The following is an 18088-nucleotide window of genomic DNA, read 5'->3' as shown; positions in this document are numbered from 1 at the left end:
GTGAAGCTTTAAAGTCAATATTTTGAAATTTCAAAACTATTATATTCAAAAGAGGAGCAAACAAAATGAGCACAATACTTTTAGAAAAAGTCAAAACGATCAAAGCGTTAAATAATATTGCCGAAAGCGGGCTGAATGTTTTCAATAAAGGCGATTTTAAAGTCGACAATGACAGTGAAAACCCTGATGCGATCGTTCTTCGCAGCTTTAACATGCATACTATGGAATTCGGCGATCAGTTAAAAGCAATCGCAAGGGCAGGGGCTGGAGTCAATAATATTCCGGTCGACAAATGCACTGAGCAAGGAATTGTCGTTTTCAATACACCTGGTGCTAACGCAAACGCTGTAAAAGAAATGGTGCTGACGACATTGATGGCTTCATCTCGTAACCTTTTTGCCGGTGTGGCTTGGACAAAGACGCTTGAAGGCGAAGGGGAACAAATTCCGAAGCTTGTCGAAGCAGGAAAGAAACAATTCGTTGGTAAAGAAATCAAGGGAAAAACTCTTGGCGTAATCGGTTTAGGAGCAATTGGTGCACTTGTAGCGAATGACGCGCTTGATTTGGACATGGATGTCATTGGCTTTGACCCGTTCATCTCTGTTGATACAGCTTGGAACTTATCACGCAATGTACAGCGCGCCATGACAATTGAAGAATTGTTTGCAGAATCTGATTATATTACAGTACACGTTCCATTAACTGACGACACAAAAGGAATGTTTAACCAAGAAACATTCAGCATCATGAAGCCGGGCGTACATATCTTGAATTTCTCACGCGGCGAGCTAGTGAATGAAAATGATATGCAAGCTGCACTTGAAAGCGGAAAAGTAGGCAAGTTCATTACTGACTTCCCGAATGAAAACGTGTTGAAAATGAAAAATGTCGTTCCAATTCCGCATCTTGGTGCCTCTACGCTAGAATCAGAGGAAAACTGTGCCATCATGGCAGCTCGTCAGTTGAAGAACTTTTTAGAAACAGGGAACATCAAGAACTCTGTGAATTTCCCAAACACTTCGCTTCCTTTTACAGGAAACCGTCGTGTGGCAACTTTCCACGAAAACGTTCCGAACATGGTTGGGCAAATCACGCTGGCTGTATCAAGCTTTAATTTGAACATCGCTGACATGGTTAACAGAAGCCGTGGGGGATATGCATATACGATCATCGACATTGATGGAGAAGTAAACGGCGATATCATTCCTGCCTTGGAAGAACAAATCAAACAAATCGAAGGCATCGTTACAACTCGTATTATCTAATTGGAACAAAAAGAAAGCTGATAAATAGTGAAAGCCTCAATTCCTTTAAGGAGTTGAGGCTTTTTTAGGCTTCATTATTGATTTTTGAACAAATATTGGGGTGGTCATAATAAACTGGCTCACGTGTTAACAACCCAGGGATTACAACGAACTTAGCCTGCGGACAGCTTGATACATTCAGTTGAAGTCAAAACTTCTTAGTATCGAAATTCTCAAAATCTATCATGGTTTCCTTCTGTGTTATCTTCATAATGTACAAAAAACATCAAGTAGATTGCGAATAGGAGATGCAAATAAAGTGGAACATCTTCATCATTTTGAATGACAACAAATATGTAAATTCCATATAGCAAAATGGGAATGCTTAAAAGGATTCTGTGCTTAGTCACATGTCATCCCCCCATACATCCTCAAATATTAATACATGAGCTGCTTGAAAATCCTTTTCTGCTAGAACATCTGCTAATTTCATAGCTTCATCCTCCTAATTAACCAAATATTCTGTCACTTCTATTAATACAATAGTATGAAGTACAGAGAAAATGCTGTCAATCTATATTCCATCTGTACTCATTTTAAGTTAACGGATTCATAAGTTATCTGCCAAAATAACCATCTCATATATAGGCAAAACGGTACCAAAGCGGGGAAGCAATGTGATCAACTGAACGCCAGGGAGCAACGTGCTGCGAACCTGAATCAATGGAGTCACTTGTATGCCTCCTTGCTTCCGTTCACTTCAGTGCATCTAAGTAAAAGAATCGCCCCTAATCCAGAGACGATTCCCTATCTTAAACATCCTTTCTACAAAAAAAGGATGACCCTATATTGTTCTTCCTCAAAAATTCTGGTGCTGATGAAGGATATTCGATGTTAAAAAAGCTCCAACAGGAGGCAATTGCCCGGTATACGCATTACCGCTAACAGGAAATTGATTCAGGGCTAAATCTGTAGTGGCAATCCACGATCCAGACTCACCTGCTTGCAGAGAGGGAGGCTTCATAAGAAAACGTCCTTGAAGAATGAAATGCCGGATTCTGCTCTGTTGATCATCAATTATGGTTAAGTTGCCAGAGAACGTGGCATAAGGTGAATCAAATGCGATTTGATTGGTGTTTTCATTCCAAAATCCATTAATCGGAATGGGTCTGCCACGAAAATTAACCGTACCAACCACCCTATTATCTATAATGGAATGAATGGAAAGTGTGCCCCAAATAATCGTTCTGCCAGCTATTGAAGAGTGGATACCCCATACAGATGGGAATGGAAAGCTAACCGAAGCAGTTCCCTGTGAAGTTACCAATGCTATGCCCTCCCTTAATGGTTGTTTATGTTCCGAGGAAGATTCCTTGTTTAAAGCAGTATATGCAGCACGAGCAGAATAATTTAATAAAGAAAGGTGAACTCTTGCATCCCCTGCCTGAAATTGCATGATGAGTTACCAGTACTGCTGGAAAATAGGATTGAACGGATCAGAGGAAGGAATGGAGGGAAATGAGGTAGAAGCGGCGAAAGTAGTCTATAGAAATGTGTTGAAGATAGGAAGAGCAGCAAATGTGAACGGATCAGATAAACAGCTAAGGAGCATGAAGAACGGTTTGAAAAACGAAATGATAATAGATCGTAAAAAAACATGAAGGAGTGACGCATATGCATAAAAAAGGTTGTTCCAAATTGAAGTGTCAGTGTTTCATCGTACCTAACTATATTCTTGAGAACTTGGCACAAAATGAAGTGGAAGAAGCACGGATCAGTTTAGCGAAAAGCCGTCAAATACGCAGGCGCAGAATATTGAAAGAATACGATATTGACGGTGTTGTCGCACTGACGGATGCAGGATCCGGACGTCAAGGTGAATCTGCCCGTCATGTTTACGATTGCAAGGGAGGGACGAAACTCCGGGAGAATGAGGCTAGGAAAGAAGGAGACCGATCAAGTGCAGATCCCATTGTTAATGCTGCATATGATTATAGCGGAGTTGTGCGTGATTATTTCAAGGATGTTTTGCACCGTAATTCAATTGATAACCAAGGTCTTGATCTTATTCTGAACGTTCATTATGGCAATAAATTCACGAATGCTTATTGGGACGGAGATGAAATGGTATTTGGTGACGGCGATGGGGTCATCTTTAGCAATTTTGCCAATTCACTCGATGTAATTGGACATGAATTGACACATGGGGTTACGCAGTTCACAAGTGGATTGGAGTATGAAGGTCAGTCCGGGGCATTGAACGAACATCTTTCAGATGTGTTTGGAGTTGCCATAAAACAATTTCACTTAAAGCAAACAGCAGGAGATGCCGATTGGCTGATCGGTGCTGATATTATGGGACCGACATTGAAAGGGCAGGCCCTCCGTTCGATGAAGGCACCAGGTACGGCATTCGACAATAAGTTAATGGGTAAAGATATTCAGCCTGATCATATGAAGAACTTCTATAAGGGAGAACGCGATAATCATGGTGTCCATATCAATAGCGGCATACCAAACAAAGCCTTTTATCTAGTATCCATGGAAATTGGAACGGACAAAGCGGCCTTAATCTGGTTCAATGCGATGCAGAATTTATTTGCGACGGCAAATTTCAATCAATTCGTTCAAATCGTCATAAAAGCAGCGCAAAAACTTGTTGATAGCGGCGATGTTACGAAAACAGCCATCAAGACGATTGAAAATGCTTTTAAAGCGGTTGGACTGCCTGAGTAGTCATATTCCATGAATAGGAGGCTTCATCTACCATGCATATCAAATTTAGCTGCATAGGGGGATTTGCCAACCTCGACTTGAATTTCGAAATAGATACGGATGAATTGCCGAAAGAGAAGTATGAGGAATTGCAGAACTTAATGAAACAAGCTGACCTTCCTAATGCTGTCCAAAGTAAAATGGTAAAAACGCAAGGGTTCGACTCGTTTTCATACCAGCTGGATATAGCCGATGAAAAGAAGAAGCAGTCTTTCTCATTTACTGACATTTCAGCTCCAGAGGAAGTCCGGCCCTTATTGGATTATTTACGGAACATAGCAATTGAAATAAAGATGGCAGAATAACCACGTCAAAAAAGTCTATCATCTTGATAGACTTTTTTGTTTGTCTTAAAACTTCACAAAAATGTCATTTCGTTTCACTTTTATCTGGATTTTGGCTGTTTGTTCTCTAAATGGACACAAAATAGCGATCTGCAGTAGCAAATTTGAAACGGAAATTATAGAGTATAGCCCTTTGATGAGATTTTGTAAAGAGTTAGCCAATCAAACAGGTAAAGCAGTCACAAAAGGGAACTAATTTTGAAAGAGGAAATACAAGAGCGGTTTTACAAAAAAAGCATAAAATAGGATAATGGTCGCAGAGAGGTGAAGTGAATGACATATCAAGAAATGAAAGTGACGATAGCCGGAAACAGCCTTACCCAATTCGGGAAAAGAATATTAATCTCGCAGATTCAATTCTCGACATTGGAGGCGATATTCGAGTCGATGAGGCGGTTCAAAGAAAGCTTGATCTCAATCGAAGGACTGAAATCAGGGAGTTCATCATCGATTCTGTATCGGAAGGGGACTTTTACTTTTCCCCATTCATCTTCTCGAGCAGGGGAGCGATCCAAGAAGTGCCCGTGGGCGGGGAACTGCCACCAGGAAGTAAAATATACATACTTGACGGTCAGCATAGGACCTACGCCCTCATTTCAGCCATCAGTCACCTAAGGGCACGGAAGGAAACGGAAGAAGAGATCGGTAACTTTCTTGAAGCGGCAAAGCTCCAAAACCAAATTGATAAGTTGAAAACCTATCCGGTCACGATTCAAATCTATTTAAATCTGGAAACGCATGAAGAAAGACAGCTATTCAATGATATTAATACGAAGCGAAAAGAGCCGCATAACGGCTTGGTGATGAAGTATGACCAGCGCGATGAATATGCAGAACTAACACGGAACATTGCCAGGATATTAGAAAGTAAGATGGAGATAGAGACCACCCTTTCGAGGATCACAGTGAGCTGTACGGCGCTGACTACGCTGACGATCATGAGGCGCTGCCTTATTGCTTTATTTGAAGGAAACGTCACCGCGAAAACGGGTAAAGCCAATTATGGTGATATAACCAAAGCCGAAATCATCAACACCGCGACCGCTTTTTTCGAGTCATGGCTGGAAATCTTCCCGAAGAAGATGACAGACCGGACCACATTCACATCAGGGTATTCCGGCATCCAAATAGCCCTTGCCCAAACGATCCACCAACTCCACAAACATCATGAAATCCCCTATGAAGAAGCAATAAATCATATGCTGCATTTGAAGAAAGCCTGCACTTGGAAGCATGATGATGTCCTTTATTCACACATTTACGATCCCTTGAAAAAAAGAGTCAAAAACCATTCGACTACAAACGCCATCCAGAAAACGGCTCTCGCGTTCAAACGAAAAATAGAACAAGAAGGAGGATGGCTGCATGATTCTAAGTGAATTGGACCGGAAAAGAAGGACGATGGTTTCCTGCTCCATCATCGAGCTGGTCCATATGTATCGCAACGGTCAGATCGCCACGAGGGAAATCAACCAACTGCGGGTCCGATCGATCAAAAACTATCTTTTGGACAATGCGTTAACGAAAAATATCTACCTGCCGCCGCTTGTTGCCAGCAGCAGGGAAGGAACCGCCCCTAATGGAGATCCCATCGAACTTTCGATCATCGACGGAACACAACGAATAGCGGCCTTCGCGCAATTGGAGGACAGTATCCTTAAAGCGTTAAAGAAGGATGAAGAAAAGGTGAAACAAGCATACGAACTGGATTCACTCATGAAGGACAGCTCGATTGCGATCCAAGTATTTGAAGGGCTAACAAGAGCGGAAGAATCCCAGCTCTACCTGGATCTCAATCTAAAAGGCAAGAAAGTGGCCCTTTCCAAACGGATATCATTCGACTCGCGAAACAACCTTAACGTCATTACCAATCAGGTGCTCCATACCCATCAATCGCTAAAAACAGCCGGTGTCGAACTTGAAAAGCGGTCCATCAATCGTCCAGCCAATAAAAACCTCTTATCGCTATCGCAATTGAGGCAGGTCATAGGCATCTTCATGACTGGGAAGGCACACGTAAACATCGAAGAAAAAGTATCACAAAGTCCGCTTTCGAACAGTGAATACATCACACTCATTCATCTCTATCTTAATGAACTATTCGACATATACCCGGCAGGACAGATGGGTGATTACACAAAGTGCATGCTTGCCAGTTACCCGCTTTTCATTGCCGTTGCCCTTTATGTCAATGACAAAGTGGAAAACCAGCCTATCGAACAAAGACAACAGCTGATTGCCACGAGAATGTCAAAATTGAAAGAGGTGGACTGGAGTCCTGATAATCCGATTTGGAAAGAGTTTAAAGGAACATACAAAGGGCGGCCGCCATTATTTCACCTAAGCAAAGATAAAAACAATATCGAAGAGCTAGTACGCTGGCTGTATAGCTGTTGAGGAGGTGAGGGGAAATGTGATAATGAAAAAGTGAAAAACCCCTAGGTGAGGACGTCCGGTCAGACAATCACCTAAGGGCTTGTGAGCAGGAGTATACCTGCCTCTATGTCCAGTATACTCCATAAAAAGGAATAGTGAAATGGGGAGTGAATGGAATGATGATACGAAAAAACTATTTATTGAATATGGAAACGGTAGGAATGATGGAGCGATACGACGCCAATGGTGTCGAGATGACTACGGTAGTGGAGGGAGAAAACACATTCCATGTTAGGCAACCGCGCCAGGAAATCCTGAATAACACGTTAAACCACTTTGGATTGGATCTGGATGGCGGACTAGCAGCAGCCAAATCCGTACTGGGCGGTAAATACAGACTGCCCGTCTGCATAAACGCCCAGCTGGGGATGGTCTGGTTCTCCTCCCGCTCATTCCGGAAAAGAGGAGGAGTCTGGTTTTCCTACATCCACATTCGTGACTTAGAGGAAATGAACGAAAAGGAAACACTCGTCCACACAAACTACGGTCATTGCCTACCAGTAAACTTAAGCAAAAATCAACTCGCCTTCAAAAGGGACCAAGCATCCTATCTGCATACGACCTTCCATGAACGCTCATTGGGTAAAAAGACCTTTTATTACGAACCGGGAAGCGGAATCACCTTTTGCAAAGAACCCGGGGAGGTCCATTACAGGGTGAAAGGAAAGGAATAATATAATCGATGAGACCGCTGAATGGGCGGTCTTTTCTTTGGAATGGATTAAGTGAGAGCAGGTTTTATTTAAAATCCAGAAATATAGTTATTGTGAAAAATGGAATGATAAGTAAAAAGTTAATTATTAGGAAAGGGAGTACATATTTTGAAACGAATATTTGCTATTTTACTATCTTTTGGACTAGTTTTAGGTCTCTCGTTTGGCGCAAATAATGTTGCCAGTGCCAAAACAAAAGTGAAGACTTATAAAAACTGTACAGCATTGAATAAAGACTACAAAGGAGGCGTAGCCCGTACATCTTCCGTTAAAAATAAAGGAGGAAAAACGAAATACAAGCCTCACGTTTCAAAGGCGCTTTATGATGCCAATAAAAAAAGCGATCGCGACAAAGACTTTATCGCTTGTGAAAAATAAGGATTATTAAAAGAGACCTCCTATAGGAAGGTCTCTTTTAATTTTTGTAGATAAAACGTGTTCCATATTGATTGGAGCGGGTGTGAGAGACTCCTGCGGAAAGCAAGTGCCTGGAGAGGACAGTTCATTTTGTACAAAACTAAAAAACGGAAGCTAAAGCCTAAACAGGTTTTTAGCTTTTTTCTCGTGGGTTATCTTTCAAACCGTCCAAAATGTGTATTTTCCCGATTTATAAGTGCATCCCCAAGATTGATTCTGCTCATAAGTCTTTCATGGTCCGAAGGAAAACGTTCTTTAACATTTGCAACACCCTCTGTTGTTGGGATATTACCATTAAGCATAGGACGTTCTTCTCTTTGAAACCCGGGGTTCAAACTATCATTATTAGTAGGGTCTCTACGTGCATCAAGGTTCCCGGCATTGTTATTTGGATCATTGTTATTATCTTGTGGCATATATTTCACTCCTTCGCTTATATTATCCGCTGATGACAGTAATCTATTCGCACGCTGTACTTATCCTTTATTTATCCTGTTTTCCCCAATTTGCAACAACGCCAATTCTCTTGAAGGGTCAACAAGTACGAATGTTCTTTTTTATGTTTTTTTAAAAAACTTCTAAATATTATGATTGACTTACATTTTAATTTGTCTTACAATTTCAATGTAAATAGTCGAAAGATTCAATCAAATGGAAGGAGAACTTTCTTAAGAGCTAATTCACTTCAACATGAAGCATGACAACATACTGCGCGTTAACTTTATGTCAATTCCGGAAATGACGTAAAGTTCTGTCATAATTTCAATATCTGAATGTCTAGAGTTATCTAAGTATTATTGCTTTAGAAAAAATGAAAGCGAATACATACTCTTTGGAATGGAGTGAATAACTTGAAAAATCAATCAAATCTTGCTGAATCCACTGTGATTGCTCCGGAGGTCGTAAGTAAGAAAACAAATTTCTTCACGAAATTTAAAACATCCTATGGTCCGGGAATCCTTGCCGTGTTAACGTGGCTTGGAGCCGGTGATCTGGTGACGTCTTCTGTTGCCGGGGCGGATTATGGATATAGTTTAATGTGGATTTTAGCTCTGTCATTAATCCTTCGTTTTCTTATCGTTAATGTTATCGCCCGGTTCCAGCTTTGTAACACAGAAGGTTTAACCATACTTGAAGGCTATGGACGTATCCACCCATTTTTCGGTTACTTCATGTTTGGTTATGCATTAATCATGGGCCATCTGTTTAATGCCTATATGATTAAGGGAGCGGGAGAGGTATTATCGACCCTATTCCAAGTCAATCAGCCATTCTTAGCTTCATTGGTAGTTGTGGGATTAGTTTTTATGCTTATTGGCAGGAATATTTATAATAGAATTGAAAGTGTAATGAAAGTGCTTTTGGCATTATTGACCATTGTCTTCTTGTTCCTGGCCATTCAAGCTACACCGGATGTGGGGCAAATCATTAAAGGAACAATTGGTTTTAGCATTCCAAGTGATACTGGCGTTCATGGAGCATTATTAGTAGCGGTTTCGATTATCGGTGCAGTGGCAGGCTCGATTTCGAACTTTGTTCATCCATATTTCATGAAGGAAAAGGGCTGGACGAAACCGAGTCATCTAAAGGTTCAAAGAAATGATTTGCTTTTTGCCATCGGAGTTTGCATCGTGATAAATTTGGCCATTTGGGTGGTTGGGGCAGAAATTTTAAAACCGAATGGAATTCATGTCGAAACGATTGATGACTTGGCAATGGCATTACAAATGTCGTTAGGGAAATTTGGCTGGTACATTTTCTATCTTGGTGTTTTTGGCGTATTATTCGCGAGTGTAGTAGGCAAGTCAACTGGTTTTCCAAGATTGATTGTAGATGCCTTTTACGTAATAAATAAGGATCGTCGCGAAAAGTACAATGGTAAATATGAAAAAGATCCAATGTATAAATGGGTTATGCTTTTTGTGTTGGTCACGCCAATCATTTGGTCCATTCCCGGCATGCCTGGTTTCATTGCCTTAACAATTGGCGTAAATGCAATAAATATAATCGGCTTTCCGGTAATCGCAATTGGCATGCTCGTGCTTTCAAATAAAAAAAGCTTGATGGGAAAATATAAAAACAATTGGTTCGAAAATATTATTCTAACGTTAGCTTCCGTTTTAGCAATTTGGTCCGCCGTTCAATTAGCTACTACCTTTTTTTAAAATAATGGTAGATTATAGATAGAGGCGTAAAACAAAAAGGTTATGTCAGCATTTGAACCCGATGGGGTCCTACTTTATTGGAAGTGAGGTATCAATGATGAAACCGAAAGTAATCGTTTATAAGAAAGTGGATCAAAAGGTGTTGGATTATATTCAAGAGACTTGTGATGTCGTTTATTTTGAGGGTCTTCATTCACAAAACTATCCTGAATTTCTTCAGGAGCTGAAGAACGCACAAGGTATATTAGGTTCAGGATTAAAGGTGGATAAAACTTTACTGGATCAAGCACCTCAATTAAAAATCGTCTGTAATTCATCGGTTGGTTACGACAATTTGGATGTAACCGAGTTGTCCAATCGAGGAATCATGGCTACAAACACTCCCGAGGTATTGAATGAGACAGTTGCCGATACGATCATGGGTTTGATTCTCTCCACAGCGAGAAGAATGCCTGAGTTGGATCAAATGGTAAAGTCAGGGCAATGGACATCGAATATCGGAGAAAAATCGTTTGGGTTGGACGTCCATCATAAAGTATTAGGTATTATCGGAATGGGCGGAATCGGATCTGCCGTTTCAAAAAGGGCCCGTTTTGGGTTCGATATGAACATCTTATATCACAACAGATCCAGAAACGAAGACGCGGAACAAAAGTATGGAGCTACATACTGTTCTCTGGAAGATCTGTTAAAGCAATCTGATTTTGTCTGCTTGATGACACCGCTGACTCCTCAAACCGAAAAGATGATGGGGGAAAAAGAATTCAAGCTCATGAAAGAGTCCGCCATCTTCATCAATTGTTCAAGAGGGAAAACAGTGGATGAAGAAGCGTTGATCGATGCGCTAAAAACCGGAGAAATTCACGCGGCAGGACTGGATGTCTTTGTACAGGAGCCCGTCCAGGAAGACAACCCGCTGCTTTCCATGAAGAATGTCGTCACCTTGCCTCATATCGGTTCCGCAACATATGAAACCCGCCTGAAAATGGCGATGCTGGCCGCAACCAACCTTGTCGCCGGATTACAGGGGGAAACTCCGCCTACGTTGATTAAAGCTGGCGTAAAGGTGAAGTGATCTTTTATAAATTAAGCTGGATAGCCTTATTTGGGGCTATCCATTTTTTAGTTCCGGATTATTATTTTTACTCATCCTGCAAAACAAATAAGCCCTCCCATAAAGGAGGGCTTTTATATCAATTCCCCAGACTTTTGTTATTCATCAACCACATCTGCCATTTCACCAAAATCGGAAATTACGATCTATCAAACAGTTCAGCACAAGAAATACCTGGGTTTGTCATCTCGTAAGGGTAACTTGTAATCGGAAAGTTTTCGACTGCACGCAATGTTGGGATACATAGTATGCATGCACTGGTACTTGTTTTGATCCCAAGAAGTCTTTCTTAATACGATCGTCATGATTTATTTGGATTGTTGACACCGTGTTTCCTCCTTTATAAGTTTATGCTACGTCTGATTGTTTAATTGAATCAACGTAATGGTTTGCTTTATCCTGGTCAAATTCCCCTTCCCATTTCGACATGACAATCGCCGCCAATGAGTTCCCTATGACATTAACCGCTGATCTTCCCATATCCAAAATTCGGTCGATACCGGCAATGAACGCAACACCTTCCACGGGCAGTCCCATAGAACCAAGTGTTGTTAAAACAACAACAAATGAGGCACCCGGAACGCCAGCCATTCCTTTTGAAGTTAACATCAATACTAGTAACAAAGTGATCTGTTGTGTAATGGATAAATCTATACCATACATTTGTGCCACGAAAAGTGAAGCAAGTGCTTGATAAATCGATGAGCCGTCTAGATTAAACGTATAGCCTGTTGGAATAACAAAGGAAGTAATGGATTTCGAGCAGCCAAACTTCTCCATTTTGTCCATAAGCCTTGGTAATACCGACTCTGAACTTGCTGTTGTAAATGCCAAAATCAATTCATCCTTTAACACTTTCAGGATAACAAAAATGCTTGTCCCTGACATTTTCGCTATAATTCCAAGAATGGCGAATACAAAGAATACCATCGTCACATAAACAGCAATTACTAGGTTCCCTAAAGGAATTAATGTTGCGATACCAAATTTTGCAACGGTTACACCAATCAGCGCAAACACACCAAAGGGGGCAAATTTCATGACTAGATTCGTCACCCAAAACATTACTTCCAACACACCTTCAAAGAATCCAAGAATAGGCTTTCCTTTTTCGCCTATCGCAGCCACACCTAAGCCGAATAAAACAGAAAAGAAGATAATCGGTAATAAATCCGCTTGAGCCATTGATTCAAATACATTTGAAGGAACAATATGAGAAATTGTTTCTCCAAAGCCACTGCTACCAGCGGTATTTGTTGTTTCTTCATATTTTGAAATATCACTTTTTTCAAGATTGCTTGTATCTAAGCCAGACCCTGGGTGGAACAAGTTTGCCGCCAGTAATCCAATAACAATGGCAATTGTGGTGACAATCTCAAAATAAAGAAGAGTCTTCCCGCCTAATTTACCTAGTTTCTTTATATCGCCGACTCCCGCTATGGAGACGATTAATGCAGCCATGACGATCGGGATGACGATCATTTTAATTAAATGAATGAAAATATCCCCGATAGGCACCAAAATGGCCATGACTGTTTCATTACCATGGAATAAAGCACCGACAACGATACCTAGTATAAGTGCAATAAAAATTTGAGTAGCTAAGCCAAACCTTTTCATTTGAATTCCTCCTTTGATAGTTGCCCTTTTGTTAACGCTTTCAATTTTTAGATTATTTCAAGTTTATGATCATCCTACTGGAACCTACTGAATCCTACTGATACTTACAAGGGGCAGAAAAAATAATAGTTTCAGTCAAAACCCTTCTCACTTTTTTACCTTTTCATGTGTTATGTTTTTAATATAGTGACTGGGGAGGGACCGTATTGAAAAAGAGTATAAGGATATTACTATTGATTATGATTGCGGTGCCTCTTGCGGGCGAATTCAAGTTTTACCCCTTCGATGATACATTCAGAGTCAGTTTGGGAACCCCCGTCTTCTTCTTGTTTTTACTATGGGGGAGGAGCATCCACCCGATTATTGCAGGCATAGTGACGGGAATGAGTGTGTTTTTTTTACGTTTTTCACTGGCTGTCGGGATACGGGACATATCCGTTGAGGATGCGATGTATCTTCATGTTCCCGCCTTTTTCTACTACTTCATTTACGCGTTGGCCTTTCATAAAACGAAATTGAACGAACGGCACGATCAGCCGTTTATGATCGGGCTTTTAGGGGTATTGATCGAGCTTTTTGCAAGTGTATCGGAGATGACGATCCGATCCATCCTGGCGAATCAGGACACACCCTTGCTAGCCATTGACCAACTTGTTTTAATCGCCTTTATTCGAAGCTTTTTCGTTCTCGGCTTTTTTAATATATTAAAGCTGAGAGAAGCGAAATCCGCAGAAGCGGAGCAGCGCATGCAAAAGGAACAAATGCTGCTATTCATTTCAAGTTTGTATGAGGAATCGGTTCAACTGAAGAAAACAATGCAAAATGCGGAAGAAATCACCCGCACTTGTTATGACTTTTACCGTCGGATAAAAACAAAGGGGACTAATGGAAGCGATGCGCAAACTGCGTTGCAGATTGCCGGTCTCGTGCATGAGATCAAAAAAGATAACCAGCGGATTTATGCGGGGCTGTCGAAACTTATGTCATCCGAAAACCTGCAGGAATATATGAAGATCGAAGACCTTGGTAACATCATGATCGTGTCCAATAGACGATATGCAGAGTCCCTTCGCAAAGTTATTACATTTTCCTTGCATATAGATGGTGACCATCCCCCCTATCATGTATATATGGTATTATCATTAATAAATAATTTATTGGCCAATGCAGTGGAAGCCATTGAAGAAGAAGGATACGTATCACTGCATGTGAAAAGGAAAGATCAATTCGTGGAGTTTTGCATCTGTGATAATGGCCCCGGCATTGCGCCGAAGCAGAAGGAAATCATTTTTACAGCAGGATATACAAAGAAATTCGATGCGGCGGGAAACCCTTCGACTGGAATTGGCTTATCGTATGTGAAACAAACAGTTGAAAAATTTGGAGGACATATCAGGCTAATGGACACCTATAAAGAAACCGTATTCATCGTAGGATTTCCGATTGATGCTATTATGGAGAAAGGGTTAACGAGATGAATTATTTCATTATAGATGACGATCCTGCCATTCGAGGAATGTTGACAGAGATAATTGAAGACGAAGATTTAGGCAAAGTGGTGGGAGAAGCAGAAGACGGAGCTTTAGTGAATAATGGCTTGTTGCTTTTAAAAAAAGCAGACGTTGTCTTAATTGATTTGCTCATGCCATTAAGGGATGGAATTGAAACGATCCGGTCTCTAGCTGATGGATTTCAAGGAAGATTTGTGATGATTTCGCAAGTGGAATCGAAAGAACTGATTGGAGAGGCGTATAGATTAGGAGCGGAATACTACATTACAAAACCGCTGAACCAAGTTGAAATTTCATGCATATTAAACAAAGTGAACGAGCGAATACTGGTGGATCAATCGATCCAGGGCATTCAAAAGTCGTTGAACGTGTTTACGGGCCGCCCGAAGTCTTCGAAAGTGCCCTCCATTCATACAAAAAGTATCATGGAAGCCGGACGGTCCTTAATTTCTGATTTAGGTATGATTGGCGAAGGGGGAAGCGAGGATTTATTAAACATTTTAGGATTCCTCCAAAATGAAAAGCAAAGACTCGGTCCTGCCTACACATTTCCATATTTAAAGGAGATATTTGCTGGGATTGCTGCTGAAAAGCTGGGAGGTCAAGCGAAAGAGGCCGAAATCCAGAAAGAAATGAAAGCTTCTGAGCAGCGTGTCCGTCGCGCACTTAACCAGGCACTCATCCATATCGCTTCATTAGGATTGACGGATTATATGAATCCAAAATTCGAAGCCTATTCATCCACATTTTTTGATTTCTCGGAAGTCCGCAAAAAAATGCTGGAGCTAGAAGACAAAAGCAAAAAAGTAAGCAGTCAGAGCCGCAATAATATGAAAAAGTTTATCCAAGTGCTGTTTATGGAAGCAAGGCAGATGATGAAATAATAAACCAGTAACACAAGTGGAATAGATTGAAAATTCACAAAAACATTTTCGTATTTTCAATGTAAGAAACATAAAGACAAATCCGTTTAGATGGATTTGTCTTTATCGCTATTTTCTCCGTATTTTTTTATTAACAGTATGGCTTTGTTTCAAATCTATAGTAAAAGAACTAGCGAAGCAATGAGGCTTTCAAATATGCATAAAAATAACCAGTCAAGCTGCTTGCTCAACTGGTTACTGACTGTACATGTTAATTAAAGTTTAAAATGACGATTCATTATGGCAACTGTTGTGCAAAATACATTGATATCATTCAGAATTTATGATAAATTAGTATAGAAACACATTTAAATATATACAAAAACAGTTTACCCCTTACTATAAGTATAAGGTAAAACTCACCTCTAGTCAACCCCTAATTTCTCATTTTTTAAAGGAGTGTCCGTTATGAACAATGAAATTCGGCAGGAGCAAGAACGTTTGAATGAGGTGATAGATACAATCACGAAACAAATCAGCAAAATAGAAGGAGAAACTTCAAAGCGTAAAAAAGAAGTTGTTAATATCCGTAAACACTTTTGGGATGACCTCAAGGTTAATATCGATACTTTCGATGATTACCTCGAGACGATCATTGGCTTAAGGCAGCAGGCTCAAGACTTGTCACAAAGCGAAGGCGCACATAGATATGCCTTCAAGAGGCTGTCAACATTGCGCCGTATGCAGGAAGTGCCTTATTTCGGCCGGATTGATATCACTGAAGAAGGGTCTCCCCTTACGGAACAAATTTATATTGGGACTTCCACTCTTACTGATGCAACAGGAGAAAACTTCATTATCTACGATTGGAGGGCCCCGATTTCGAGTGTTTATTATGACTATCCTCCCGGTCCTGTAGAATACTCCACTCCCGGAGGCGTAATTCGGGGAATGCTGGAGAACAAGTGGCAATACACCATCAAGGGAGGCGTTATCGAATCAATGTTTGATACGAGTCTCACCATTGGGGATGAGATCCTGCAGCAGGTACTGGGCAAGGGAACGGATAAGCATATGCACAGTATCGTGTCCACCATTCAACGTGAGCAAAATAGGATCATCCGGAACGATCGCGGACGTCTGCTTATTGTTCAAGGTGCAGCTGGCAGCGGGAAGACATCAGCTGCCCTTCAACGGATCGCTTACTTGCTCTACAAGAACCGAGAAAGGCTGAAAGCGGATCAAATCATTCTATTCTCTCCTAACTCCATGTTTAATAACTACGTATCCAATGTGTTACCCGAACTTGGCGAAGAGAATATGCAGCAGGTAACATTCCAGGAATACCTGGATCATCGTCTGACTGACTCTTTTCAAGTTGAGGATCCTTATGAGCAATTGGAATATTTGCTGACTGCAGCGGATGATCCTTCCTATAGCACCAGGACAGCGAGTATCCAATTTAAGGCATCCATTCGCTTCTTTGAAATCATCAAGACCTACAGACAATCACTTGAGCAATCCGGAATGATCTTTAGAGGGTTAAAGTTCCGAGGGGAAACGCTCGTCTCCGCCAAACAAATCTCAGAAAGATTTTATAACACAGACACCACATTAAGATTTCACAATAGGATTGAAAAGCTGAAAGAGTGGTTATGTGAGCTACTTGATGAAAGGGAAAAGTTTGAGTTGAAACAACCTTGGGTCGAGGAGGAAATCGAGTATCTTAGCAAAGAAGACTACCAAAAGGTATACACCTATTTAGAGAAAAAACGCGGTGATAATGAAGATTCCTTTGACGATTATGAGATAGAGAATAAGATGCTTGCGCGTATGATTGTTCGAAAGAAATTGAAGTCGTTACGCAAACGGATAAAAGCACTTCATTTTATCAATATTAAGGGCATATACAAGCAACTTTTTGACGAACAAATACGGTTCGAACTGTGGAATGAAGGTGAAACACCTGCCGAAAGGGAAATTTGCTTATCAACCCAAAAAATGCTGGACGAAGGTAAACTGTATTACGAAGACGCGACTCCATTTTTGCTGCTGAAGGAGTTAATTCAAGGATTCCAGTCGAATACTTCTATAAAATATGTGCTTGTTGACGAAGCACAGGATTATTCTCCATTTCAATTCGAGTTTTTGAAACGATTGTTTCCTTCTGCCAGGATGACCGTGCTCGGTGACTTTAACCAGGCAATATTTGCTCATGCCAGCGAACGGGTGGATTTCCAGACTCTTACCAGTTTATACGGAATAAGTGAAACCGAGAGCATAACCTTGGATCAAAGCTACAGATCCACAAAGCAGATTATAGAATTCACACGTGAACTAATTCCAGAAGGCCATCGAATTAAGGCGTTCAATCGTGAAGGCGAGAAGCCTGTACTCACTCAAGTGTCCAGCCGTGATGAATTGCACCGCAAAATCATGTCTAAAGTCAAAGACTTCCAAAGCCGTGAGTACAATACAATCGCAATAATCTGTAAATCTGCTGCCGAAAGTGCCGCCGCATACGATGCCCTTAGTGTCCACGGTGAAATTAAACTCGTACAGAAAGGCACAAATGAATATGAACAGGGTGTAGTTGTTATACCGGCTTATTTGGCCAAAGGCATCGAATTCGATGCAGTCATCATTTATGATGCATCCATGCAAACATACGGTGATGAGAGCCTGCGTAGATTGTTCTACACCGCATGTACCAGGGCTATGCATGACTTACAAATTTATACGGTTGGCGAACCCAGTCCCTTCTTGAAAAACGGTGCAACCGAGAGTTTACTTCTGACCTCCAAATAACAAAGAATGGAGTCATTATAGTGCTTCCTTTTTTCTCCTTTCATTTTATTGCTCTTTTATCGAAATACTATAAAAGAA

Annotated in this window: 19 protein-coding genes; 13 read left to right on the top strand and 6 right to left on the bottom strand. The window is 40.9% G+C overall.

Going from position 1 to position 18088, the window contains the following annotated elements; genetic code table 11:
• The first annotated feature begins 65 nt into the window (after positions 1–65).
• Positions 66–1265, top strand: coding sequence for a phosphoglycerate dehydrogenase (locus AC1DIV_RS14375; protein ID WP_048687182.1), 1200 nt, complete (start codon positions 66–68; stop codon positions 1263–1265).
• Between the two features lie 212 nt (positions 1266–1477).
• Here AC1DIV_RS14375 and AC1DIV_RS14370 read toward each other — a convergent pair whose 3' ends face one another.
• The 3 genes from AC1DIV_RS14370 to AC1DIV_RS14360 all read right to left on the bottom strand — a co-directional run bounded on the left by AC1DIV_RS14370 (position 1478) and on the right by AC1DIV_RS14360 (position 2571).
• Positions 1478–1654 carry a hypothetical protein gene (locus AC1DIV_RS14370; RefSeq protein ID WP_477576663.1) on the bottom strand — a complete coding sequence of 59 codons (177 nt, stop codon included), beginning with the start codon at positions 1652–1654 and terminating at the stop codon, positions 1478–1480.
• Between the two features lie 200 nt (positions 1655–1854).
• Entirely contained in the window at positions 1855–1977 is a 123-nt protein-coding gene (locus AC1DIV_RS14365; RefSeq protein ID WP_477576661.1) for a hypothetical protein, read from the bottom strand.
• 126 nt (positions 1978–2103) lie between these two features.
• Positions 2104–2571, bottom strand: coding sequence for a hypothetical protein (locus tag AC1DIV_RS14360; protein ID WP_477576659.1), 468 nt, complete (start codon positions 2569–2571; stop codon positions 2104–2106).
• Positions 2572–2731: 160 nt separating this feature from the next.
• Here AC1DIV_RS14360 and AC1DIV_RS14355 point away from each other — a divergent pair, with 160 nt between their 5' ends.
• The 7 genes from AC1DIV_RS14355 (at position 2732) to AC1DIV_RS14325 (ending at position 7890) form a co-directional block, all read left to right on the top strand.
• On the top strand, positions 2732–2905 hold the full coding sequence (locus tag AC1DIV_RS14355) for a hypothetical protein (RefSeq protein WP_323598216.1): 174 nt from the start codon (positions 2732–2734) through the stop codon (positions 2903–2905).
• A gap of 13 nt (positions 2906–2918) precedes the next feature.
• Positions 2919–3980 (top strand): M4 family metallopeptidase, encoded by a 1062-nt coding sequence (locus AC1DIV_RS14350; RefSeq protein ID WP_477576657.1) that lies wholly within the window; start codon positions 2919–2921, stop codon positions 3978–3980.
• Between the two features lie 32 nt (positions 3981–4012).
• The gene (locus AC1DIV_RS14345; protein WP_477576656.1) at positions 4013–4324 is read left to right on the top strand and encodes a protealysin inhibitor emfourin; all 312 of its coding nucleotides are present in this window, start codon (positions 4013–4015) and stop codon (positions 4322–4324) included.
• A gap of 308 nt (positions 4325–4632) precedes the next feature.
• Entirely contained in the window at positions 4633–5742 is a 1110-nt protein-coding gene (locus AC1DIV_RS14340; protein ID WP_477576654.1) for a DNA sulfur modification protein DndB, read from the top strand.
• A complete protein-coding gene (locus tag AC1DIV_RS14335; protein WP_477576652.1) occupies positions 5729–6760 on the top strand; it encodes a DNA sulfur modification protein DndB in 1032 nt (343 codons plus the stop codon). Before AC1DIV_RS14340 ends, AC1DIV_RS14335 begins: the two co-directional genes overlap by 14 nt.
• A gap of 155 nt (positions 6761–6915) precedes the next feature.
• A complete protein-coding gene (locus tag AC1DIV_RS14330; RefSeq protein WP_249595665.1) occupies positions 6916–7473 on the top strand; it encodes a competence protein ComK in 558 nt (185 codons plus the stop codon).
• A gap of 147 nt (positions 7474–7620) precedes the next feature.
• The gene (locus tag AC1DIV_RS14325; protein WP_477576650.1) at positions 7621–7890 is read left to right on the top strand and encodes an excalibur calcium-binding domain-containing protein; all 270 of its coding nucleotides are present in this window, start codon (positions 7621–7623) and stop codon (positions 7888–7890) included.
• Positions 7891–8081: 191 nt separating this feature from the next.
• Here the strand turns inward: AC1DIV_RS14325 and AC1DIV_RS14320 are convergent, their stop codons facing one another.
• On the bottom strand, positions 8082–8345 hold the full coding sequence (locus tag AC1DIV_RS14320) for a hypothetical protein (RefSeq protein ID WP_251542242.1): 264 nt from the start codon (positions 8343–8345) through the stop codon (positions 8082–8084).
• 435 nt (positions 8346–8780) lie between these two features.
• Here AC1DIV_RS14320 and AC1DIV_RS14315 point away from each other — a divergent pair, with 435 nt between their 5' ends.
• Positions 8781–10094, top strand: a complete 1314-nt coding sequence (locus AC1DIV_RS14315; protein WP_477576648.1) for an Nramp family divalent metal transporter — start codon at positions 8781–8783, stop codon at positions 10092–10094.
• Positions 10095–10191: 97 nt separating this feature from the next.
• Positions 10192–11169, top strand: a complete 978-nt coding sequence (locus AC1DIV_RS14310; protein ID WP_048687212.1) for a 2-hydroxyacid dehydrogenase — start codon at positions 10192–10194, stop codon at positions 11167–11169.
• Positions 11170–11391: 222 nt separating this feature from the next.
• Here the strand turns inward: AC1DIV_RS14310 and AC1DIV_RS14305 are convergent, their stop codons facing one another.
• Positions 11392–11535 carry a hypothetical protein gene (locus AC1DIV_RS14305; RefSeq protein ID WP_477576646.1) on the bottom strand — a complete coding sequence of 48 codons (144 nt, stop codon included), beginning with the start codon at positions 11533–11535 and terminating at the stop codon, positions 11392–11394.
• Positions 11536–11556: 21 nt separating this feature from the next.
• Positions 11557–12828 carry a cation:dicarboxylate symporter family transporter gene (locus AC1DIV_RS14300; RefSeq protein WP_289350828.1) on the bottom strand — a complete coding sequence of 424 codons (1272 nt, stop codon included), beginning with the start codon at positions 12826–12828 and terminating at the stop codon, positions 11557–11559.
• A 206-nt stretch (positions 12829–13034) separates the two neighbouring features.
• On the opposite strand from AC1DIV_RS14300, the gene AC1DIV_RS14295 reads away from it, so the two are divergent.
• From AC1DIV_RS14295 to helD, 3 genes are all read left to right on the top strand, one after another.
• Positions 13035–14306, top strand: coding sequence for a sensor histidine kinase (locus tag AC1DIV_RS14295; RefSeq protein WP_477576644.1), 1272 nt, complete (start codon positions 13035–13037; stop codon positions 14304–14306).
• On the top strand, positions 14303–15223 hold the full coding sequence (locus tag AC1DIV_RS14290) for a response regulator (RefSeq protein WP_048681949.1): 921 nt from the start codon (positions 14303–14305) through the stop codon (positions 15221–15223). Before AC1DIV_RS14295 ends, AC1DIV_RS14290 begins: the two co-directional genes overlap by 4 nt.
• A gap of 447 nt (positions 15224–15670) precedes the next feature.
• The gene (gene helD / locus AC1DIV_RS14285; protein WP_477576642.1) at positions 15671–18010 is read left to right on the top strand and encodes an RNA polymerase recycling motor HelD; all 2340 of its coding nucleotides are present in this window, start codon (positions 15671–15673) and stop codon (positions 18008–18010) included.
• Positions 18011–18088 lie beyond the last annotated feature (78 nt).

It is taken from the genome of Peribacillus sp. 05N428, assembly GCF_056397085.1.
The sequence above is the reverse complement of the archived record's forward strand: the minus strand, read 5'-3'. Positions and strand labels throughout refer to the sequence as shown.

What these genes read in the sequence shown, in the direction of transcription:
- AC1DIV_RS14310 (WP_048687212.1), top strand. Translation starts at nt 10,192, where the DNA reads ATGAAACCGAAAGTAATCGTTTATAAGAAAGTGGATCAAAAGGTGTTG.
- AC1DIV_RS14290 (WP_048681949.1), top strand. Translation starts at nt 14,303, where the DNA reads ATGAATTATTTCATTATAGATGACGATCCTGCCATTCGAGGAATGTTG.
- AC1DIV_RS14375 (WP_048687182.1), top strand. Translation starts at nt 66, where the DNA reads ATGAGCACAATACTTTTAGAAAAAGTCAAAACGATCAAAGCGTTAAAT.
- AC1DIV_RS14330 (WP_249595665.1), top strand. Translation starts at nt 6,916, where the DNA reads ATGATGATACGAAAAAACTATTTATTGAATATGGAAACGGTAGGAATG.
- AC1DIV_RS14345 (WP_477576656.1), top strand. Translation starts at nt 4,013, where the DNA reads ATGCATATCAAATTTAGCTGCATAGGGGGATTTGCCAACCTCGACTTG.
- AC1DIV_RS14335 (WP_477576652.1), top strand. Translation starts at nt 5,729, where the DNA reads ATGATTCTAAGTGAATTGGACCGGAAAAGAAGGACGATGGTTTCCTGC.
- helD (WP_477576642.1), top strand. Translation starts at nt 15,671, where the DNA reads ATGAACAATGAAATTCGGCAGGAGCAAGAACGTTTGAATGAGGTGATA.
- AC1DIV_RS14320 (WP_251542242.1), bottom strand. Translation starts at nt 8,345, where the DNA reads ATGCCACAAGATAATAACAATGATCCAAATAACAATGCCGGGAACCTT.
- AC1DIV_RS14350 (WP_477576657.1), top strand. Translation starts at nt 2,919, where the DNA reads ATGCATAAAAAAGGTTGTTCCAAATTGAAGTGTCAGTGTTTCATCGTA.
- AC1DIV_RS14300 (WP_289350828.1), bottom strand. Translation starts at nt 12,828, where the DNA reads ATGAAAAGGTTTGGCTTAGCTACTCAAATTTTTATTGCACTTATACTA.